General features: G+C 61.7%; 22 protein-coding genes. 18 read left to right on the forward strand and 4 right to left on the reverse strand.

Annotated elements, in window-relative coordinates:
- Window positions 1-4 precede the first annotated feature (4 nt).
- Complete coding sequence (locus V1471_RS01400; protein ID WP_434286487.1) at window positions 5-1,168, forward strand: M20 aminoacylase family protein; 1,164 nt, start codon at window positions 5-7, stop codon at window positions 1,166-1,168.
- Between the two features lie 139 nt (window positions 1,169-1,307).
- On the opposite strand, the gene moaA is transcribed toward V1471_RS01400, so the two are convergent.
- From moaA to glmU, 4 genes are read right to left on the reverse strand one after another with little or no spacing between them, the layout of a single operon-like run.
- Window positions 1,308-2,321, reverse strand: a complete 1,014-nt coding sequence (gene moaA, locus V1471_RS01405; protein WP_434286489.1) for a GTP 3',8-cyclase MoaA — start codon at window positions 2,319-2,321, stop codon at window positions 1,308-1,310.
- A gap of 38 nt (window positions 2,322-2,359) precedes the next feature.
- The gene (locus V1471_RS01410; protein ID WP_434286490.1) at window positions 2,360-2,986 is read right to left on the reverse strand and encodes a DNA alkylation repair protein; all 627 of its coding nucleotides are present in this window, start codon (window positions 2,984-2,986) and stop codon (window positions 2,360-2,362) included.
- Window positions 2,987-2,990: 4 nt separating this feature from the next.
- The gene (glmS, locus tag V1471_RS01415; protein ID WP_434286492.1) at window positions 2,991-4,805 is read right to left on the reverse strand and encodes a glutamine--fructose-6-phosphate transaminase (isomerizing); all 1,815 of its coding nucleotides are present in this window, start codon (window positions 4,803-4,805) and stop codon (window positions 2,991-2,993) included.
- Between the two features lies 1 nt (window position 4,806).
- A complete protein-coding gene (glmU, locus tag V1471_RS01420; RefSeq protein ID WP_434286493.1) occupies window positions 4,807-6,159 on the reverse strand; it encodes a bifunctional UDP-N-acetylglucosamine diphosphorylase/glucosamine-1-phosphate N-acetyltransferase GlmU in 1,353 nt (450 codons plus the stop codon).
- A 170-nt stretch (window positions 6,160-6,329) separates the two neighbouring features.
- Between glmU and V1471_RS01425 the strand changes: the two genes are divergently transcribed.
- The 17 genes from V1471_RS01425 to V1471_RS01505 all read left to right on the forward strand — a co-directional run bounded on the left by V1471_RS01425 (window position 6,330) and on the right by V1471_RS01505 (window position 19,737).
- Complete coding sequence (locus V1471_RS01425; protein ID WP_434286494.1) at window positions 6,330-6,995, forward strand: HAD-IA family hydrolase; 666 nt, start codon at window positions 6,330-6,332, stop codon at window positions 6,993-6,995.
- Window positions 6,992-8,185, forward strand: coding sequence for a DegT/DnrJ/EryC1/StrS family aminotransferase (locus tag V1471_RS01430; protein WP_434286495.1), 1,194 nt, complete (start codon window positions 6,992-6,994; stop codon window positions 8,183-8,185). Before V1471_RS01425 ends, V1471_RS01430 begins: the two co-directional genes overlap by 4 nt.
- 360 nt (window positions 8,186-8,545) lie before the next feature.
- Window positions 8,546-8,911, forward strand: a complete 366-nt coding sequence (locus tag V1471_RS01435) for an NADH-quinone oxidoreductase subunit A (protein WP_043870546.1) — start codon at window positions 8,546-8,548, stop codon at window positions 8,909-8,911.
- On the forward strand, window positions 8,902-9,435 hold the full coding sequence (locus tag V1471_RS01440) for a NuoB/complex I 20 kDa subunit family protein (protein ID WP_434286496.1): 534 nt from the start codon (window positions 8,902-8,904) through the stop codon (window positions 9,433-9,435). Before V1471_RS01435 ends, V1471_RS01440 begins: the two co-directional genes overlap by 10 nt.
- Window positions 9,436-9,446: 11 nt before the next feature.
- Complete coding sequence (locus V1471_RS01445; protein ID WP_066704121.1) at window positions 9,447-10,049, forward strand: NADH-quinone oxidoreductase subunit C; 603 nt, start codon at window positions 9,447-9,449, stop codon at window positions 10,047-10,049.
- Window positions 10,050-10,052: 3 nt separating this feature from the next.
- Window positions 10,053-10,949 carry a sulfotransferase gene (locus V1471_RS01450; RefSeq protein WP_434286498.1) on the forward strand — a complete coding sequence of 299 codons (897 nt, stop codon included), beginning with the start codon at window positions 10,053-10,055 and terminating at the stop codon, window positions 10,947-10,949.
- A 2-nt stretch (window positions 10,950-10,951) separates the two neighbouring features.
- A complete protein-coding gene (locus V1471_RS01455; protein ID WP_066704111.1) occupies window positions 10,952-12,193 on the forward strand; it encodes an NADH-quinone oxidoreductase subunit D in 1,242 nt (413 codons plus the stop codon).
- Complete coding sequence (nuoE, locus tag V1471_RS01460; protein ID WP_434286499.1) at window positions 12,193-13,302, forward strand: NADH-quinone oxidoreductase subunit NuoE; 1,110 nt, start codon at window positions 12,193-12,195, stop codon at window positions 13,300-13,302. The genes V1471_RS01455 and nuoE overlap by 1 nt, the downstream gene beginning before the upstream one ends.
- 40 nt (window positions 13,303-13,342) lie before the next feature.
- A complete protein-coding gene (locus V1471_RS01465; protein ID WP_434286500.1) occupies window positions 13,343-14,011 on the forward strand; it encodes an NADH:ubiquinone oxidoreductase in 669 nt (222 codons plus the stop codon).
- A 12-nt stretch (window positions 14,012-14,023) separates the two neighbouring features.
- The gene (locus V1471_RS01470) at window positions 14,024-14,245 is read left to right on the forward strand and encodes a DUF5337 domain-containing protein (RefSeq protein WP_434286501.1); all 222 of its coding nucleotides are present in this window, start codon (window positions 14,024-14,026) and stop codon (window positions 14,243-14,245) included.
- Between the two features lie 13 nt (window positions 14,246-14,258).
- Complete coding sequence (nuoF, locus tag V1471_RS01475; RefSeq protein WP_434286503.1) at window positions 14,259-15,557, forward strand: NADH-quinone oxidoreductase subunit NuoF; 1,299 nt, start codon at window positions 14,259-14,261, stop codon at window positions 15,555-15,557.
- Window positions 15,558-15,566: 9 nt separating this feature from the next.
- Window positions 15,567-15,980, forward strand: a complete 414-nt coding sequence (locus tag V1471_RS01480; RefSeq protein WP_434286504.1) for a hypothetical protein — start codon at window positions 15,567-15,569, stop codon at window positions 15,978-15,980.
- Window positions 15,980-16,480, forward strand: coding sequence for a DUF3291 domain-containing protein (locus tag V1471_RS01485; RefSeq protein WP_434286505.1), 501 nt, complete (start codon window positions 15,980-15,982; stop codon window positions 16,478-16,480). The genes V1471_RS01480 and V1471_RS01485 overlap by 1 nt, the downstream gene beginning before the upstream one ends.
- Window positions 16,481-16,483: 3 nt before the next feature.
- A complete protein-coding gene (locus V1471_RS01490) occupies window positions 16,484-16,894 on the forward strand; it encodes a DUF5333 domain-containing protein (RefSeq protein ID WP_434286507.1) in 411 nt (136 codons plus the stop codon).
- Window positions 16,891-17,289, forward strand: a complete 399-nt coding sequence (locus tag V1471_RS01495; RefSeq protein WP_434286509.1) for a DUF5333 family protein — start codon at window positions 16,891-16,893, stop codon at window positions 17,287-17,289. Before V1471_RS01490 ends, V1471_RS01495 begins: the two co-directional genes overlap by 4 nt.
- 7 nt (window positions 17,290-17,296) lie before the next feature.
- Window positions 17,297-19,315, forward strand: a complete 2,019-nt coding sequence (gene nuoG, locus V1471_RS01500; protein WP_434286510.1) for an NADH-quinone oxidoreductase subunit NuoG — start codon at window positions 17,297-17,299, stop codon at window positions 19,313-19,315.
- A complete protein-coding gene (locus V1471_RS01505) occupies window positions 19,315-19,737 on the forward strand; it encodes a hypothetical protein (protein ID WP_434286512.1) in 423 nt (140 codons plus the stop codon). The genes nuoG and V1471_RS01505 overlap by 1 nt, the downstream gene beginning before the upstream one ends.
- Window positions 19,738-19,750 lie beyond the last annotated feature (13 nt).

Raw genomic sequence — 19,750 nt, forward strand, 5'->3', positions numbered from 1 at the left:
CAACATGCCGATCAAGAACCGCCTCGCCGAATTGCTGCCCGAAATTACCGCATGGCGACGAGACATTCACGCCCACCCCGAATTGCAATTCGACCTGCCGCGCACCTCGAAGAAGGTGGCGGATCTGCTCCGGGAATTCGGTTGTGACGAGGTGGTCGAAGGCATGGCGCAAACTGGCGTCGTCGGTGTGATCAAGGGTAAGACGGACTCGCGGGGGCGCACCATCGGGCTGCGCGCCGATATGGATGCGCTGCCGATTTTGGAGGAAACCGGCTCCGAATATGCCTCGACCAATCCGGGCGTGATGCATGCCTGCGGCCACGACGGACACACGGCGATGCTTTTGGGCGCGGCCAAATACCTCTGCGAAACCCGGAATTTCGACGGCACGGCCGTGGTGATTTTCCAGCCCGCCGAAGAGGGCGGCGGCGGTGGCCGGGTGATGTGCGAAGAGGGGCTGATGGAGCGGTTCGGCATCGACGAGGTTTACGGCATGCACAACTGGCCGAACCTTCCGGCGGGGACGTTTGCGATCCGTCCGGGTCCGTTCTTTGCCGCCGCCGACGAGTTCGAGATCTATGTGAAGGGCAAGGGCGGGCACGCTGCGAAACCGCATGAGACGGTCGACAGCACGGTGACGGCGGCGCATCTGGTGATTGCGCTTCAAACCATCGCATCGCGCAATGTGGACCCGACGAAACAGGTGGTGGTCTCGGTCTGTACGGTGGAATCTTCGTCCAAGGCGCATAACGTGCTGCCCGCGCAGGTCCTCTTGAAAGGCACGGTGCGGACATTGGACGGTGAAGTGCGCAAGCAGGCGGAGGATCGCCTGAAAGAGATTTGTGCTGGCGTGGGTGCCACTTACGGGGCGGATGTGGTGGTCGATTATCACCTCGGTTATCCGGTCATGGTGAACCACGATCGGGAAACCGAATATGCCATCGAGGCGGCCACCAAGGTCGCGGGCGGTTGTGAGGAATATCCGCTGGTGATGGGCGGCGAAGATTTCGCCTATATGCTGGAGGAACGCCCCGGCGCCTATATCATCGTCGGCAACGGACCGGGCGCGCCGGTGCACCATCCGAAATACATGTTCAACGACGAGGCGCTGCCTGCGGGCTGTTCCTGGTACGCTGAAATGGTCGAGAGCCGTCTGCCTGCGGCGTGATCTGAGTATTTGGATCAGCAAAGGAAACAGGCGCTCCCGGTCGGGGGCGCTTTTCGTTTCTTTTGTCTGAAAATATCCCGGGGGGTGAGCCGCAGGCGAGGGGGCAGAGCCCCTTAAATCCGGTCTGAGAGGGCGCGCCTCAGCCGCCGGTATGCGACATATGCCGTGACACCTGACCGTCGGGCTTTTGCCGGGAATAGTCGAAATCATGGCCCTTGGGTTTATGGGAAATCGCCTCTTCGATGGCGCGGATCAGTGGCGCGTCGTCTTCGGGATGGGCGCGCATGATGTCCCGCAGCGAGGCATTGTCTTCCTGCCCGAGGCACATGAACAGATCGCCGGTGCAGGTCATCCGCACGCGGTTGCAGCTTTCGCAGAAATTATGTGTCAGAGGGGTGATGAAGCCGATCTTTTGCCCGGTCTCCTCAAGTCGCACGTAACGTGCCGGGCCGCCGGTACGTTCGGCCAGATCGGTGAGCGTGTAGCGCGTGGCGAGGTCGTCGCGCAGATCGGTCAGCGGCCAATATTGCCCCACCCGGTCCTCATTGCCCAGATCGCCCATCGGCATGACCTCGATGAAGGTCAGGTCCATGCCCTCGCGCGCGCACCATTCGGTCAACTCGAACAGCTCGTTCTCGTTGAAGCCCCTGAGCGCGACGGTGTTGATCTTGATCTTGAGCCCGGCTTCGCGGGCGGCCTCGATGCCGCGCAGCACCTGATCGAGGCGGCCCCAACGGGTCACGCGGGCGAATTTGTCGGCATCGAGCGTGTCGAGGGAGACGTTCACACGTCGCACGCCTGCTGCATAAAGATCGGCGGCAAACCGGTCGAGCTGCGAGCCGTTCGTCGTCAGCGTCAACTCTTTCAACGCACCGCTTTCGAGATGTCGCGACATGGCGTTGAAGAATGTCATGATCCCGCGCCGCACGAGGGGTTCGCCGCCGGTGATCCGAAGTTTCTCGACGCCGAGCCCGATGAAGGTGGAGCACATGCGGTCCAACTCTTCGAGCGTCAGCAATTCCTTTTTCGGCAGGAAGGTCATGTGCTCCGCCATGCAATAGACACAGCGGAAATCGCAGCGGTCCGTCACCGACACCCGAAGATAGGTGATCGCACGGGCGAACGGGTCGATGAGGCGGGGTGCATTGGACATGACCGACAATTTAGCGGCCTCTGCGGACAATTCCAACCTCAACCGCGTGCGGTGCGGATCAGTTTTGCGCGTTTGAAATGATGTTTCGACAGCGCACGCAGCCAGCTTTCCGCCACGCGATTGACGTCCTTCTCACCGTCTTCGAGACAGCCGGGGAGCCAGTCGCAGGCCCGGTCCAGCGCGGCCGCTTCCGCCTCCGACGGATGTGAGAGCTTGGCCAGCGGTTCCGTGAGCAACAGGGCCGCGCGTCGGGGCAGAGGCGCGTCCTGTTCGGCCCAGAGCGCCACGCGCTCCATCCGGCTCAGATCGGCCATGAGCCGACGACTGCCTGCTTTGGCCAGCGCATCGAGCACGGCCCAGTTCTCCGCCGCGTCGAGCCAGTCGCAAATCTGGGTCCAGACGGCAGCATCGTCCGATATCCGCGCCTGCGTGAGCAGTTTGGCGGCCATGAGACGGGCGTCGAACACGCCGCTGTCCCAAAGGTGTTGCGCCACGCTCAAGCGCTCGGGGAAAGCGATGTCCTGACGCAGCGCGCGCGCCATGTCTTCGAGGGCCTGAGGGGGCACGCCGAAATAGGAACCCGCTCCGAAGCGAGCTTCCAGATCGGACGCCCGTTGCGCATCAGCGGCGGCTTTGAGCCGGTTCATCACATTTTCTTTGGTCATCGTCTCATTCCACCGTCACGGATTTCGCGAGATTGCGGGGCTGGTCCACATCCGTGCCCTTCGCCACCGCCGTGTGATAGGCGATGAGCTGGGCCGGGACGGCGTAGAGGATCGGGGCGAAGAGATCCGGCACCTCTGGCATCTGCACCGTCTGCCAGACGCCCTCGGAGGCGACGTCCAGCCCCTTGCGGTCGGAGACCAGAAGGACCTTGCCGCCGCGCGCCATGACCTCCTGCATGTTCGACACGGTCTTGTCGAACAGCGCGTCATGCGGGGCGAAGACGATCACCGGCGTGTGGCTGTCGATGAGGGCGATGGGGCCGTGTTTCAACTCGCCGGACGCATAGCCTTCGGCGTGGATATAACTGATTTCCTTGAGTTTCAAAGCACCTTCGAGGGCCAGAGGATACATCGCGCCACGGCCTAGGAACAACACGTCGCGGGCTTCCGAGAGGTCGTTCGAGACGATGTTCAGCGCCTCGTCGAGATCGAGCGCACGGGTGAGAAGCCCGGGCAGGAGGCGCAGGGTTTCCATATGCGTCGCAAGTTCCGCTTCGCTCATGTGACCGCGATCGCGGGCCGCCTTGAGCGCAAGCGTCGCGAGCACCAGAAGCTGGCAGGTGAAGGCCTTGGTCGAGGCCACGCCCACTTCGACGCCCGCGAGGATCGGCAGGGCAATGTCGCTTTCACGGGCGATGGAGGAGGTCGGCACGTTCACCACGGCGATGGTTTTCGCCACCTTTTCATCGCAATAGCGCAGGGCAGCCAGTGTGTCGGCGGTCTCGCCGGACTGGCTGACGAAGATCGCGTAGCTGTCGGTCGGCAGCGGCGGTTCGCGGTAGCGGAATTCCGAGGCGACGTCGATCTCGACCGGCAGGCGGGCGAGGCTTTCGAACCAGTATTTCGCCACCGAACAGGCGTAGAAGGCGGTGCCGCAGGCCACGAGCGTCAGACGTGAAATGTTCGAAAAGTCCAACTCTGACGGCAAATTCAACCCGTCATCGTTGAGATAATGTCGCAAAGCGTCAGCAAGAACCACCGGTTGTTCGGCGATTTCCTTGGCCATGAAATGCTTGTAGCCGCCTTTTTCCACCTGGGTGGCCCCGAGGTCGATGCGTTGCTCGTCGCGGTTCGCGCGCCGCCCCTCGGCGTCGAAAATCTCCGCGCCTGCGCGGGTGATGAAGGCATAGTCGCCTTGTTCCAGATAGGTGATACGGTCGGTCATCGGCGCGAGTGCGATGGCGTCAGACCCCGCGAACATTTCGCCTTTGCCATGGCCGATCGCCAGCGGCGCGCCCTTGCGCGCGGCGATGATCAGATCGTCTTCGCCATCGAAGAGCCACAACAGGGCAAAGGCCCCGTCGAGCTTCTTGAGCGTCGCCACAGCGGCCTCGCGCGGTCCCAGCCCCTGATCCATATACATGCGCGTCATCAGCGCGACGGTTTCGGAATCCGTCTGGGTTTCGGGATGGATATTCGCTTCGGCCAGTTCGGCGCGGAGTTCGCGGTAATTCTCGATGATGCCGTTGTGCACCACGGCGACGGGGCCGGAGCGATGCGGGTGGGCATTGCCGGTGGTCGCTGCGCCATGGGTCGCCCAGCGGATGTGACCGATCCCGGTCTTGCCGGCCAAGGGTTCATGCACCAGAAGATCGGAGAGGTTCACGAGCTTGCCGACCGCGCGGCGCCGGTCGAGCTTGCCCTGCACGACCGTGGCGATCCCGGCACTGTCGTAACCGCGGTATTCCAGCTTTTTCAGCGACTCGACGAGGATCGGCGCCGCTTCGTGATTTCCCAAGATCCCTACAATACCACACATTTTACTGCCCTTTTTGCTTTTTAGCTTTGAGAGACTTTAACTTTTCGAACATCCGCACGGCGAGCATGGGTTTGTTTACCTGTTTTGCGCGGCCGATGGCCAGAGCGCCGGGTTCGACATTCGTGGTGATCACGGAGCCCGATGCGGTCATCGCCTCGTCGCCCACGGTGACCGGTGCGACGAGCATGGTGTTCGATCCGATGAAGGCGTTGCGGCCCACCACTGTGCGGTGTTTGAACACGCCGTCATAGTTGCAGGTGATCGTTCCCGCGCCGATATTGGTGCCGTCGCCGATGTCGGCATCGCCGATGTAGGTCAGGTGGTTCACCTTGGTGCCTTCGCCGATCAGGGCGTTTTTCACCTCGACGAAATTGCCGATATGGGCGTTGTTCGCCAGCTCCGCGCCGGGGCGCAGACGGGCAAACGGGCCGACGGTCGCGCCCATCGAGACGTGACAGCCTTCGAAATGGGAAAACGCCCTGAGACGTGCGCCGGATTCGACCGTGACGCCGGGACCGAAGATCACGTTCGGCTCCACCACCGTGTCGCGTCCGATATAGGTGTCGAGCGAGAAGAACACGGTTTCGGGGGCCATCAGCGTGACGCCATTGTCGAGCGCTTCCGCGCGCTTGGACGATTGGAAAATCGCTTCGGCGCGGGCGAGTTCCGTGCGGGTGTTGACGCCCAGTGTCTCGGATTCGTCACAGGCGACGGCGGTTGCCGTGCGACCGGTTTTCCACGCGATTTCAACGATGTCCGGGAGGTAGTATTCTCCGGCGGCATTGTCGTTGCCGACCTGATCCAGAAGCTCGAACAGCACGGAGGCCTCGGCGGCGATAAGGCCGGAGTTGCAGAAGGTGATCGCGCGCTCGGCCTCGGTGGCGTCTTTGTATTCGACGATGCGGGTGAGCCTGTCGCCTTCCATCACCAGACGCCCGTAGCGCGCCGGATCGGCGGCCTCGAAGCCCAGAACCACCACATCTGCGGATTTGCGGGCCTCGGCCATGCGCAGGATCGTGTCTTCGGAGATGAAGGGGGTGTCGCCGTACAAAACGATGGCGTCGCCTTCGAAGCCCGCAAGCGCGTCTTTCGCCTGCAAAACCGCATGCGCCGTGCCGAGTTGCTCTTCCTGACGGGCGATGACGATCTCTTCGTCGATCTTTGCAGCCTCGGTGGCCACAAGATCGCCGCCATGACCGACGACCAGAACCGTGCGCTCCGGTTCCAAAGCGCTGCCCGAGGCCAGCGCATGGGCGAACAGGGGGGCGTTGCCGATCGGGTGCAGCACCTTGGGCAGGTCGGAATTCATCCGCGTGCCTTGCCCGGCGGCCAAGAGAATGAGGGCTGTTGCCATGGTTTTCGTCCCGATCTGCTCTTTTCTTTGTCTCCTTGCCGTTTTACCCATGACGCGGAGCGCCGCAAGGCCCGGAAGGTCAGAGGGGCTTCACTTATTCTGACGCCAGATTACAGCATTCAGCGGGAGTTTGCCCAAAACGACCTGCCGCGGCCGCAAAGGGACCAGACATGCGCACAGTGATTTTCGATCTCGACGGCACGCTGGCGGACACCTCCGCCGATCTGATCGCGGCGGCGAATGCCTGTTTTCGGGGGCTGGGCTATGGCGATGTGCTGGACCCCGTGGCCGATGCACATACGGCGTTTCGCGGTGGACGGGCGATGCTGACGCTTGGGTTCTCTCGGGTGAAGCCGGGGTTCGGCGAGGCAGAGGTGATGGAACAATATCCGATCCTGCTGGATGTGTATGCCGAGCATATCGACACCCACACGCGGCTCTACGACGGGGCGGCGGAGGCGGTCGAGGCGCTGCGTCGCGATGGTTATGCGGTGGGGGTCTGCACCAACAAGCCCGAAGATTTGGCGGATCGGCTGCTGACGCGGCTGGGCGTGCGCGATCTGTTCGGGTCCATGATCGGGGCCAAGACCGTGGGTGTGTCGAAACCCGATCCGAAGCCTTATATTGCCGCCGTCGAAGAGGCGGGCGGCGTTCTGGCGCAATCTTTCCTCGTGGGCGATACGGAAACCGACCGCGCCACGGCGAAGGCGGTGGGCGTGCCCTCTGTGCTGGTGACCTTCGGGCCGGATGGGGACGGGGTCAAACGGCTGGAGCCGGAGGCGTTGCTCACCCATTATAATGAGCTGTCGCGGTTGACGAAGGAGCTGATCGGATGACGGGCGAGGTCTTTAAGGGCAATTTCACTCAGCAGGAGCCGATCCCGGAGGAGGCGATCGAGGCCGCCGTGGCGGTGATGCGCTCCGGGCGGTTGCATCGGTATAACACGCTTCCCGGGGAGAAAGGCGAGGTGGCGTTGCTCGAAGAAGAGTTCGCAGCCTATACCGGGGCGAAATATGCGCTTGCCGTGGCCTCGGGTGGCTATGCGCTTGGCTGTGCTCTGCGGGCGCTGGAGGTCAAACCCGGCGAACCGGTTCTGACCAACGCGTTTACGCTGGCGCCCGTGCCCGGTGCGATTGCCTCCGTGGGGGCGAAGCCGGTGTTCGTGGGGGTGACCGAGGGGCTGGTGATCGACCTCGACGATCTTCAGGTGAAAATCTCTGAGACCGGCGCAAAGGTCCTGATGCTGTCGCACATGCGCGGGCATCTCGTCGATATGGATGCGCTCATGTATATCTGCAACGGGGCAGGGGTCGCGGTCATTGAGGATTGTGCGCATACGATGGGGGCGCATTGGACCGGGGTGCCGTCGGGACGGCACGGGGTGATCGGCTGCTATTCCACCCAGACCTACAAACATATCAACTCGGGGGAGGGCGGTTTCCTCATCACCGACGACGAGGAAATTGCCGCACGAGCGATCATGTTGTCGGGATCGTACATGTTATATGGCCGTCATACGGCCGGTCCGGCCCCGGATGTGTTCGAAAAGATCAAATATGAGACGCCGAACGTGTCGGGCCGGATGGACCATCTGCGGGCGGCGATCCTGCGGGTGCAGCTGCGCAGCCTCGACGCTCAGGTGGAAAAGTGGAACGCGCGCTACCGGATGGTCGAAGCGGGGTTGCGGGGCACGAAGGGGCTCACGTTGATCGAGCGGCTCGAGCCGGAGCATTACGTCGGCTCCTCTATTCAGTTCCTGCTGCTGGACTGGCCGGACGCCAAGATCGAGGGGCTGGTGGCGGCCTGTCTCAAGCGCGGCGTGGAGTTGAAATGGTTCGGGGCACCGGAGCCGGTGGCCTTTACCTCGCGGTATGAAAGCTGGCGCTATTGCGAGGCGCAGAGCCTGCCGGAGAGCGACCGTGTGCTGCGTGCGATCATGGATATGCGTCTGCCGCTGACCTTCAGCCTCGAAGACTGCGAAATAGTGTCGCGGATCATCCGGGACGAAGTCTTGCGGGCAGGATAAGCCGGGACACCGTCAGGACGCGGCCGGATAAGGTTCGGGAAGCATTCATCTTTTGATATGCGTTGGCAAATACACCTTAAATGGTGTGCAGATGCATACAACTTGGCAAATTCCGACAAAAATTATAAGAAAAAGACTCTCGAATCGCGAGATGCGGAGAAATCCGCCGCAGCGCCGCGAAACGTGATCACGAGTGCAAAAAAACTTGTCACGACCCTTGAAACCTTGGGCTTTCTCGCCGCGCGTTTGGTTGACCATATTGTCGCAGGGGGCTAAACCACAGCAAGCTAGCAAAGCAGCGCGCCCGAGGTTGCTCGACAATTGAGTCTCCCCGAGAGTGCGCAAACCAAGGAGCCGCTCGTGGAAGACTTGCTTCGGGAATATCTCCCCATCGTCATTTTCATCGGCCTCGCCATTGCGCTGGGTCTGGTGTTCATCTTCGCAGCCCTCATCCTCGCCGTTCGCAATCCCGACCCCGAAAAAGTGTCGGCCTATGAATGCGGGTTCAACGCGTTCGACGACGCGCGGATGAAATTCGACGTGCGGTTCTACCTCGTGTCGATCCTGTTCATCATTTTCGATCTCGAAATCGCTTTCCTCTTCCCTTGGGCCGTCGCGTTCAAGGATCTGAGCATGACGGGCTTCTGGTCGATGATGGTGTTCCTCGGCGTGCTGACCGTGGGCTTTGCCTATGAATGGAAGAAAGGGGCGCTGGAATGGGCGTGATGACCTCTGCCAACACCGCTGGGGCCGACAAGGAAGTCGCGACTCAGGCTCTGAACAAGGAATTGCAGGACAAAGGCTTCCTGCTGACCTCGACGGAGGACATCATCAACTGGGCGCGCACCGGCTCGCTGCACTGGATGACCTTCGGTCTCGCCTGTTGCGCCGTCGAGATGATGCAGACGTCGATGCCGCGTTACGACCTCGAACGCTACGGCACCGCGCCGCGCGCCTCCCCGCGCCAGTCCGACCTGATGATCGTCGCAGGCACGCTGACCAACAAAATGGCCCCCGCTCTGCGCAAGGTCTATGACCAGATGCCGGAGCCGCGTTATGTGATCTCCATGGGCTCCTGCGCCAATGGCGGCGGCTATTACCACTACAGCTATTCCGTCGTGCGCGGTTGCGACCGCATCGTGCCTGTGGACGTCTATGTCCCCGGCTGCCCGCCGACCGCAGAAGCGCTGATGTACGGGTTGCTGCAATTGCAGCGCAAAATCCGCCGCACCGGCACGATTGCCCGCTAAGGAGAGATCTGATGAGCGAAGAAGCCCTCAAGGAACTCGGTGCGCATATCGAGCTGAAACGTCCGGACGACGTGCTGAAAACGGAAGTGGCCTTTGGCGAGCTGAACGTCACCGTGACCGCCGCCGGGATCGTGGATTTCGTCGATTTCCTGAAAACCGACGGCACCTGCAAATTCTCCTCGCTGGTGGACATCACGGCGGTCGATCACCCGGAGCGCGAACAGCGGTTCGACGTGGTCTATCACTTCCTGTCGATGTACCAGAACCACCGCATCCGTGTGATCGCTGCGCTGCGCGAAGAAGAGACGATCCCCTCGATCATTTCCGTGCACCCGTCGGCCGGTTGGTTCGAGCGTGAAACCTTCGACATGTTCGGCATCATCTTCTCCGGCCACCCGGATCTGCGTCGTCTGCTGACCGATTACGGGTTCCGCGGTCATCCGCTGCGCAAGGACTTCCCGGCCACGGGCTATACCGAAGTGCGCTATGACGAAGAGCTGAAACGCGTCGTCTACGAACCGGTGAGCCTCGTTCAGGAATACCGCCAGTTCGACAACCTTTCCCCGTGGGAAGGCGCGAAGTACATCCTTCCCGGCGACGAGAAGGGGGCCTGAGGTTTGAACGGCAATCCGGCCATCATGATCTGCGTCGGCGCGACGAAAGCGGGCACCAGCTCGCTTTATCGCTATTTGCACGATCATCCGGATTGCCACATGCGCTCGATCAAAGAGATCCACTATTTCGATACGGTGGATTTCGAAGATTACGAGCACCAGCTCGACGTTTACGCCCGTCTGCGCGCCGATCTGGTCGGGCGTCAGGACATCGCGCGCAAGAATGCCAATCTCTGGAAGGTCGGCAATCTGGAACGCCAGATCATGGATGTGGACGAGATCGTGCGTATCCTCAAACTGGGGCGCGAAGGCGTGTCGGATTACCTGTTCTACCTGCTGGACGGGATCGGGGACAAGAAAATCGCGGGCGACATCACGCCGGGTTACGGTCTTTTGACCGAAGAGCGGCTGCGCGAGATGGCGCATATGGCCCCCGACGTGCGGTTTGTCTTCCTGATGCGCGACCCGGTGGACCGTCTTTGGTCGCATGTGCGGATGCAGGCGACACGTCAGCGTCAGCCCGGCGAAGAGGTCGCGCTCAAGGCCCGGCGGATCATGAACCGCACGATGAAAAAGGGCATGGAAACCCATATCCCCGAACGCGGCGACTATGCCGGGATCGTGGAGAAACTCAAACGGGCGGTGCCCGAGGACAAGCTTTTCGTCGGGTTCACCGAGGATGTGCTTTCGGGCGAGGGGCTTTCGAGCCTGTGCGCCTTCCTCGGGATTTCCGAGAAGCCCGTGGACGAAGAACCGCATGCGCATGAAGGTGTGCATCTGAAACTAACCGACAAGCAGCGGCATGAGGCGGCGCAATTTCTTGCCCCGCAATATGCCTATGTGGAAAAGAGCTTTGGCCCGCTGCCCGCGCGGTGGCAGGCGAATATGGCGAGGATCTGAGAATGGACGTCGATATCCGGCAAAACACCTACGATGACGGTTCGCACGACGCGACCGACACCGAACAGAAGATCCGGAACTTCAACATCAACTTCGGGCCTCAGCACCCTGCGGCCCACGGTGTGTTGCGGATGGTTCTGGAGCTGGACGGTGAGATCGTGGAACGTGCCGACCCGCATATCGGGCTGTTGCACCGCGGCACCGAAAAGCTGATGGAGAACCGGACCTATCTCCAGAACCTGCCCTATCTCGACCGTCTCGATTACGTGGCGCCGATGAACCAGGAGCATGCTTGGTGTCTGGCGATCGAACGTCTGGCAGGCGTCGAGATTCCGCGTCGCGCCTCCCTGATCCGCGTGCTCTATTCCGAGATCGGCCGGGTGCTGAACCACCTGCTGAACACCACCACGGGTGCGATGGACGTCGGCGCGTTGACGCCGCCGCTCTGGGGCTTCGAAGAGCGTGAAAAGCTCATGATCTTCTACGAACGGGCTTGTGGTGCGCGTCTGCACTCCGCCTATTTCCGCCCGGGTGGCGTCCATCAGGACCTGCCGCCGGAGTTGATCGACGACATCGAAGCTTGGGCTGATCATTTCCCGAAAGTGCTCGACGACATTCACTACCTGCTGTCCGACAACCGCATCTTCAAACAGCGGACCGTCGACATCGGCGTGGTCAACGAAGAAGAAGTGCTCGACTGGGGCTTCTCCGGCGTGATGGTGCGCGGTTCCGGCCTCGCCTGGGACCTGCGTCGCAGCCAGCCCTATGAGTGCTACAACGAATTCGACTTCCAGATCCCAGTGGGCACCAGCGGCGACTGCTACGACCGCTACATGTGCCGCATGCTGGAAATGGCCGAGTCGACCAAGATCATCAAACAGGCCTGCGCCATGCTGCGGATGCCGGAAAACCAAGGCGATGTGCTGGCCCGTGGCAAGCTCACCCCGCCGAAACGCAGTGATATGAAAACCTCCATGGAGGCGCTCATCCATCACTTCAAACTCTACACCGAAGGGTTCAAACTGCCGCAGGGCGAGGTTTACGCCGCCGTCGAGGCGCCGAAGGGCGAGTTCGGCGTGTTCCTCGTTTCCGACGGGACGAACAAACCCTACCGCGCGAAACTCCGCGCGCCGGGTTACCTTCACTTGCAGGCGATGGACCACATGGCCAAGGGCCACCAGCTCGCGGATGTGTCCGCCATCATCGCCACCATGGACATCGTTTTCGGGGAGGTCGACCGCTAATGCTGCGCCGTCTTTATTCTGAACAACCCGCCTCTTTCGAATACACCCCGGCGAACCTCGCCTGGGCCGAGGGGCAGATCGCCAAATACCCGGAAGGCCGCGCGCAATCCGCGATCATTCCGCTGTTGTGGCGCGCGCAGGAACAGCAGGGCTGGCTCACCAAACCCGCGATCGAATATGTCGCGGATATGCTGGGCATGCCCTATATCCGGGCGCTCGAAGTGGCGACCTTCTACTTCATGTTCCAACTGCAACCGGTTGGTTCCGTGGCCCATATTCAGGTTTGTGGCACCACGACCTGCATGATCTGCGGCTCGGGCGACATCATCGAGGTCTGCAAACGCCGCATCGCCGCGAAGCCGCACACGCTGTCTGCCGACGGCAAGTTCAGCTGGGAAGAGGTCGAATGCCTTGGCGCCTGCGCCAACGCGCCGATGGCCCAGATCGGCAAGGACTATTACGAAGACCTGACCGCCGAGAATTTCGAGAAGCTGCTCGACCAGATGGAAGCGGGCAATGTGCCGCTGCCGGGCTCGCAGAGCGGTCGGTATTCGTCCGAAGCGGCGGGTGGCCCGAATGTTCTGGCCGAATATGTCGGCACTGGCGCGCAATATAACGGTTCCGTGCAGCGCGCCGTCGACATCGGCGACACCATCAAACGCATCGACGGCACCGAAGTGCCGCTTCTGACGCCGTGGATTTCCAAAGGCGCGGGCCATGGCTCCGTGCCGAAAGCCCCGGCTCAAGCAAAATCTGCCGTGCAGCAGGCCGCAGAGAAGGCTGTGGAGAAGAAACCGGAAGCTGCGAAAGCGGAACCGGTTGCCGAGGCCGTGGAAGAGAAACAGCCGGAACTGCTCACCGCGGCGCGCGAGGGGGGGGCGGATGACCTCAAGAAACTCAAGGGCGTCGGGCCGAAGCTCGAAGAGACGCTCAACGAGCTGGGTTTCTACCACTTCGATCAGGTCGCGAACTGGACCCCGGCGGAGATCGCATGGGTCGACAGCCGCTTGAAATTCAAGGGCCGGATCGAACGCGACGGCTGGATCGAACAGGCGAAAATTCTCGCGGCGGGTGGGGAAACCGAATTCTCCAAACGTGCGAAGTACTGAAACACAGCGCCCTGACGGGGCCCGCTGAAGGAGGACACGGATGAGCGAGGCGACGACCAAAACACCCAAGATCTGGCTGATTTCAGCCATCTGTGGCGTCTTGGCCTTCCTGGCCCTGTTGTGGATCGCAGGTTATGCGACCACCGCAGCGATCATCGTCGGTGTTCTGGTGACCTTTCTTGTGGCGATCCTGTTGTGGATCGGCTGGCACGAAGAAGAGACCACGCCGGTCGAGGGCCATCCCGAGGCCGACGTGAGCGCAGAAGGCCTCATGGCGACGGCCTCCATCGGGGACGAGCCGATCTCGGTGGCCGAGGAAATCGCGCCGGAGCCGCATGCCGCCGATACGCGGGAAGTGCGTTCGGCTGCGGCAGCGGCGGCCCCGGCGGCCGATCCGGTCGCAGAGGAGCCTGAGGAGGAGACGGCAAAGCCGACGCTGCTCAAGGCGCCGCTCGAGGGTGGGGCCGACGATCTGAAACAGATCAAGGGCGTGGGACCGAAACTTGAGGTGCTCCTGCACTCCATGGGGGTCTACCACTTCGGTCAGATCGCCGGATGGTCTGCGGCGGAAGTGGCCTGGATGGATGAGAACCTGCAAGGGTTCAAAGGCCGGGTGACCCGGGACGACTGGGTCGGTCAGGCAAAAGCTCTCTCTGAGGGCGAAGAAACGGAATTCTCGAAACGCGTCAAGGATGGCGACGTGTACTGAGGAGTGAAGACAATGGTTCCCGACAAGGACCGACATCTGGCGAAAAAGGCGCGAACGGTCGCGCTGGTGATCGCTTTGACGATGTCGATCTGGCTCGGGGCCCAGTGGCTGGGCGGGAAACTCGGAATGCCTGTGCGTTACGCGTTCCTGCTCGACCTCATGGCGCTGGCCGCTTTCGTGTGGGCCTTCGTGGTGATTTATCAGATCTGGCGCGCTGCGCGTCAGCAGGACTGAAGGGACAAGAGCGATGCTCAAGGATCAGGATCGGATCTTTACCAACCTCTACGGGATGAATGACCGTAGCCTCAAAGGTGCCATGGCGCGTGGCCATTGGGACGGTACGGCGGGCATTCTCGCCAACGGGCGCGACTGGATCATCGATCAGGTCAAGGCCTCGGGCCTGCGTGGCCGCGGCGGGGCGGGTTTCCCGACCGGTCTCAAATGGTCCTTCATGCCGAAGGAAAGCGACGGGCGTCCGTCCTATCTGGTGATCAACGCCGACGAATCCGAGCCCGCGACCTGCAAGGACCGCGAGATTATGCGCCACGACCCACACACGCTGGTCGAAGGGGCGCTGATTGCCGGGTTCGCCATGGGCGCGGTGGCGGCCTATATCTACATTCGTGGCGAATATATCCGCGAGAAAGAGGCGCTTCAGGCCGCGATCGACGAGGCTTACGATGCCGGTCTGATCGGCAAGAACGCCTGCAAATCCGGTTACAATTTCGATGTCTACCTGCACCACGGGGCAGGGGCCTATATCTGTGGCGAGGAAACCGCGCTCATCGAGTCTCTCGAAGGCAAAAAAGGCATGCCGCGGATGAAACCGCCGTTCCCGGCGGGCGCGGGTCTTTATGGCTGCCCGACCACGGTGAACAACGTCGAATCCATCGCCGTTGTGCCGACGATCATTCGTCGTGGCGCGGAGTGGTTCTCCTCCTTCGGGCGTCCGAACAACGCGGGCACCAAGCTCATGGCGCTGACCGGTCACGTCAACACGCCCTGCGTGTTCGAGGAAGAGATGTCGATGTCCGTGCGCGAGATCATCGAGAAACACGGCGGCGGCATTCGCGGCGGCTGGGACAACCTGAAAGCCATCATTCCGGGCGGCGCATCTTGCCCGGTGCTGCCGAAAGAGGCGCTGGAAGACGCGATTTTCGACTTCGACTGGATGCGCGAAAACAAATCCTCCTTCGGCACCGGCTGTATGATCGTGATGGACAATTCCGTTGACGTCGTCAAAGCCGTGTGGCGCCTGTCGGCCTTCTTCAAGCACGAGAGCTGCGGTCAGTGCACGCCGTGCCGTGAAGGCACCGGCTGGATGAGCCGCGTGATGGACCGTCTGGTCACGGGCGATGCGGAGATCGAAGAGATCGACATGCTTCTGGACGTCACCAAACAGGTTGAAGGCCACACCATCTGTGCGCTTGGCGATGCGGCGGCCTGGCCGATTCAGGGCCTGATCCGTCACTTCCGTGGCGAGATCGAAGACCGCATCAAAGCCAAGAAAACCGGTCGCGTGACGGCGGCCTTTGCGGCGGAGTAAGTCGAGCTTATGAAACCCGCCCTCGCCATATTGCCGATCACGCTTTTGTCCGCCTGTCAGGTGGACGAGGCCAATCAGGCTATGCGGGGCATGTCCGACGACCGGATGACGGTCGCCCGGGCGGCGTTTCGCGATATGGGCAAGGACGAGCTGACGGGGATGCTGTTGCTGTCGAAGGACATCGCGGAGAGCTGTGATCGGATCGAGATCAGCACACAGGTGCACAATCTCCTGTCGTCGCGTGTCGAACGCCTGCCGCTCTCCGATCCGGCGATGAACGCGCAGCGGCTTGAAAATGCCCGTTCGGGCTTTGTGGCGCAGCACGGCGCGGCGGATGACAAAGCGTTTTGCGCGGCGGCGCGGGACGAAATGAAACAGATGACGCCTCTGGGCGCAACTTTGGTGGAAGGACCGGCACGCTGATGCAACCTGTCGGCACATATCTCGCGGAGCTGAACATCGGACGCCTTGTCGCGCCGACGGACGATCCGCGCGTGGCCGAGTTCATGGGCGCGCTGGACCGGATCAACGGCATGGGCAAACGCATGCCGGGATTCGTCTGGATGATGGAAGGTTCGGGCGAGCCGGGAACAGGCAATACCGAAAACAACATCGGCGACGATCCGCAATTCGTCGCAAATCTCACCGTCTGGGAAGACGTGCAAAGCCTTGAGCATTTCGTCTTCAACACGGTGCACAAACAATTTTACGACCGCCGCGCGGAGTGGTTCGAGCTGATGGCCGACCAGCATTTCGTGATGTGGTTCGTCGAGGAAGGGCACAAGCCCACGCTGGCAGAGGCGATGGAACGCCTCGCCTACAAGCAAGAACATGGGGACAGCGATCAGGCCTTTGGCTGGTCGTTCATCAAAGAGGCCACGCTTTTCCGCGAGAAAAGCTGTCGCCCGATTGCTGCGGAGTAACCCATGACACAGCTCAAACATCTCACTCTTGCTCTTGCCCTCACAGCGGGCGCTGCCGCGGCGGCGGAATTGCCGCCTTTACGGGAGGTCAAAGAGATCGACCAGAATATGCTCTGGGCCGGTCTGGCCGTCGAGGTGGCGGATGAATGTCCGACCATCGAGGCGCGTAAGCTCAAGGGCCTGACCTTCCTCTGGGGGCTGAAGAACAAGGCATCCTCGATGGGCTACTCGGATGACGAAATCCGTACCTATGTCGAAAGCGACGACGAGGAAGCCCGTATTCGCCGTCTGGGCGAGGACTATGTGCGTCGCGCGGGCTTCGATCCGAAAACGCCGCAGGGGCTTTGCGGCTTCGGGGAATCGGAGATCGCCAAGGGTACGCTGATCGGGTCTTTCCTAAGGAGCACGAAATGATCCGGTGTCTTGCATATTCGACGCTGATTGCGTTTTTGGCCGTTCCGGCTCTGGCGCAGATGGCAATCACGGAGGACCCGGACATTCGCGGTCCTCTGGTGGACAATATGATTGTCACGGAACTGACGACCATTTGTCCGAAACTGGCCGCGCGCCCCGCGCAGGTCAACAAACAGGCGCAGGCCATGATGGAGACGATCGTCGCCAAGGGCTATGGCGCGGACGACATTCAAACCCTTCAGGACCCGGCCTTTCTGGCGGTTCTGGCGGATGAATCGACAAGCTTCTTTGCCGCTCAGGGCATTGAGAAACGAGACACGGAGGCGATGTGCGCCTTCGGCAAAGCGCAGATTGCAAAGCGGACCCCGCTCGGCAAGCTGATGAAGAACAGGTGATGTGACCATGGCAGATACGCGCAAAATCATCATTGACGGGACCGAGGTCGAAGTTGACCCGGCCATGACGATCCTTCAGGCCTGTGAAGTGGCCGGGATCGAAGTGCCGCGGTTCTGCTATCACGAACGGCTCTCCATTGCGGGCAACTGCCGCATGTGTCTGGTCGAGGTCGTGGGCGGCCCGCCGAAACCGGCGGCGTCTTGCGCCATGCAGGTGCGTGACCTGCGCCCGGGGCCGGAAGGCGCGCCGCCGGTGGTGAAAACCAATTCGCCGATGGTCAAGAAGGCCCGTGAGGGTGTGATGGAATTCCTCCTGATCAACCACCCGCTCGATTGCCCGATCTGCGACCAGGGCGGCGAATGCGACCTTCAGGATCAGGCGATGGCTTACGGCGTGGATTTCTCCCGCTTCCGTGAACCGAAGCGTGCCTCCGAGGATCTGAACCTCGGCCCGCTCGTCGCGACCACGATGACGCGCTGCATCTCCTGCACCCGCTGCGTGCGCTTCACGACCGAGGTCGCGGGCATCACCCAGATGGGTCAAACCGGCCGTGGCGAAGACAGCGAGATCACCAGCTATCTCAACGAAACGCTGGCCTCGAACCTTCAGGGCAACATTATCGATCTGTGTCCGGTTGGCGCGCTGACCTCCAAACCCTATGCGTTTACTGCCCGTCCGTGGGAACTGACCAAGACCGAAACCATCGACGTGATGGACGCGCTCGGCTCGAACATCCGCGTCGACACCAAAGGCCGCGAAGTGATGCGCATTCTGCCGCGCAACCATGACGACGTGAACGAGGAGTGGATTTCCGACAAGACCCGCTTCATCTGGGACGGTCTGAAACGCCAGCGCATCGACACGCCCTACATCCGCAAGAACGGCAAGCTGACCAAGGCCACTTGGGCCGAGGCGCTCTCCGTTGCTTCTGCGGCTATGAAGGGCAAGAAGGTCGCCGCGCTCGTCGGCGATCTGGCTCCGGTCGAGGCAATCTATGCGCTCAAAGGTCTGGTCGAAGGTCTGGGCGGTAATATCGAGGCCCGCGTCGATGGCGCGAAGCTGCCGGCTGGCAACCGTGGCGTTTACGCCGGGACCGCGACCATCGCCGATATCGACGATGCGAAATACATTCAGTTGATCGGCACCAACCCGCGCGACGAAGCGCCGGTGCTGAACGCGCGCATCCGCAAGGCCTGGGCGAAAGGTGCCAAGGTCGGTCTCGTCGGCCAGCCCGTCGATCTGACCTACGATTACGCCCATGTCGGCACCGACCGTGCGGCGCTCGAAAGCCTTCTGGGTCATGCGTATGGCGACGTGCTCGATCAGCCGTCCCTCGTCATCGTGGGCGCAGGCGCGATCAACGAGGCCGATGGCGAAGCGGTTCTGGCCACGGCGCAGAAACTCTGCGAAGCCACCGGGTCGAAACTCATGGTGCTGCACACCGCCGCTTCCCGCGTGGGCGCGATGGATGTGAACGCCGTGACCGAAGGCGGGTTGGACGCGGCCACCAACGGGGCAGAGGTGATCTACAACCTCGGTGCCGATGAGGTCGAAATCGCCGCCGGTCCGTTCGTGATCTATCAGGGCTCGCATGGCGATCTCGGGGCCCACCGCGCCGACGTGATTCTGCCGGGTGCCGCCTATACCGAAGAAAACGGTCTCTTCGTGAACCTCGAAGGCCGTCCGCAGCTTGCGCTCCGCGCCGCCTTCCCGCCGGGTGAGGCGAAAGAGAACTGGGCGATTCTGCGGGCGCTGTCCGCCGAGCTCGGTGCGACGCTGCCCTACGATTCGCTGGCGCAGCTGCGCAACGCGCTGATCAAGGACGTGCCGCATCTCGCGATGATCGACACGGTGCCGGAAAATGCGGTTGTCGCCCTGCCGGAGAAATCTCTCGGGAAGGCCACCTTCCGCAACGGGGTGAAGGATTTCTACCTCACCAACCCGATCGCACGCGCCTCCGTGCTGATGGCGGAGCTGTCCGCCATGGCCAAAGCGCGCGCCGAGACGCCGGTGGCGGCCGAGTAATGGCGCTTCGCGCCGCACATATGGCCGGTTTCGGGCTGATGCTGCTGGGATTGTCCGCGTGCGACAAGACTTGTTGCGCGGCCCCGGTGCCGGACGTATCGCGCGCGGCGCAAGCGACCGAGTTTCTCGGTGTGGAGACCCGTCTTCTCGACGGCGATCTGGTGGATTTTATCGTCTCCGCACAAGGAGATGGGGCAAAAGACAGCGTGGTGGCCTATGCAGATTGTGCCGCCGCGCAATACGCGTTGATCCGGGGTTTCGGATTTGCGCGTCATGTGCGCACAAATGTCGCACATGAGGGTGGAGTTTGGCGGGCAGATGCTGTTTACACCATCTCGCCAGCGCTCCCCGACGGTTTGCGCAAGCTCGACGCCGAAGTCGTCGTTGCAAACTGCCGGGACAACGGAATACCGACGGTGTGAAAGGCTAGGACGA

Origin of the sequence: Celeribacter sp. SCSIO 80788, from assembly GCF_051054295.1 — a bacterium.
Lineage (GTDB): Bacteria > Pseudomonadota > Alphaproteobacteria > Rhodobacterales > Rhodobacteraceae > Celeribacter.

Coding starts and splice junctions, on each gene's coding strand:
- V1471_RS01400 (WP_434286487.1), top strand. CDS start 5: ATGCCGATCAAGAACCGCCTCGCCGAATTGCTGCCCGAAATTACCGCA.
- moaA (WP_434286489.1), bottom strand. CDS start 2,321: ATGTCCAATGCACCCCGCCTCATCGACCCGTTCGCCCGTGCGATCACC.
- V1471_RS01410 (WP_434286490.1), bottom strand. CDS start 2,986: ATGACCAAAGAAAATGTGATGAACCGGCTCAAAGCCGCCGCTGATGCG.
- glmS (WP_434286492.1), bottom strand. CDS start 4,805: ATGTGTGGTATTGTAGGGATCTTGGGAAATCACGAAGCGGCGCCGATC.
- glmU (WP_434286493.1), bottom strand. CDS start 6,159: ATGGCAACAGCCCTCATTCTCTTGGCCGCCGGGCAAGGCACGCGGATG.
- V1471_RS01425 (WP_434286494.1), top strand. CDS start 6,330: ATGCGCACAGTGATTTTCGATCTCGACGGCACGCTGGCGGACACCTCC.
- V1471_RS01430 (WP_434286495.1), top strand. CDS start 6,992: ATGACGGGCGAGGTCTTTAAGGGCAATTTCACTCAGCAGGAGCCGATC.
- V1471_RS01440 (WP_434286496.1), top strand. CDS start 8,902: ATGGGCGTGATGACCTCTGCCAACACCGCTGGGGCCGACAAGGAAGTC.
- V1471_RS01445 (WP_066704121.1), top strand. CDS start 9,447: ATGAGCGAAGAAGCCCTCAAGGAACTCGGTGCGCATATCGAGCTGAAA.
- V1471_RS01455 (WP_066704111.1), top strand. CDS start 10,952: ATGGACGTCGATATCCGGCAAAACACCTACGATGACGGTTCGCACGAC.
- nuoE (WP_434286499.1), top strand. CDS start 12,193: ATGCTGCGCCGTCTTTATTCTGAACAACCCGCCTCTTTCGAATACACC.
- V1471_RS01465 (WP_434286500.1), top strand. CDS start 13,343: ATGAGCGAGGCGACGACCAAAACACCCAAGATCTGGCTGATTTCAGCC.
- V1471_RS01470 (WP_434286501.1), top strand. CDS start 14,024: ATGGTTCCCGACAAGGACCGACATCTGGCGAAAAAGGCGCGAACGGTC.
- nuoF (WP_434286503.1), top strand. CDS start 14,259: ATGCTCAAGGATCAGGATCGGATCTTTACCAACCTCTACGGGATGAAT.
- V1471_RS01480 (WP_434286504.1), top strand. CDS start 15,567: ATGAAACCCGCCCTCGCCATATTGCCGATCACGCTTTTGTCCGCCTGT.
- V1471_RS01485 (WP_434286505.1), top strand. CDS start 15,980: ATGCAACCTGTCGGCACATATCTCGCGGAGCTGAACATCGGACGCCTT.
- V1471_RS01490 (WP_434286507.1), top strand. CDS start 16,484: ATGACACAGCTCAAACATCTCACTCTTGCTCTTGCCCTCACAGCGGGC.
- V1471_RS01495 (WP_434286509.1), top strand. CDS start 16,891: ATGATCCGGTGTCTTGCATATTCGACGCTGATTGCGTTTTTGGCCGTT.
- nuoG (WP_434286510.1), top strand. CDS start 17,297: ATGGCAGATACGCGCAAAATCATCATTGACGGGACCGAGGTCGAAGTT.
- V1471_RS01505 (WP_434286512.1), top strand. CDS start 19,315: ATGGCGCTTCGCGCCGCACATATGGCCGGTTTCGGGCTGATGCTGCTG.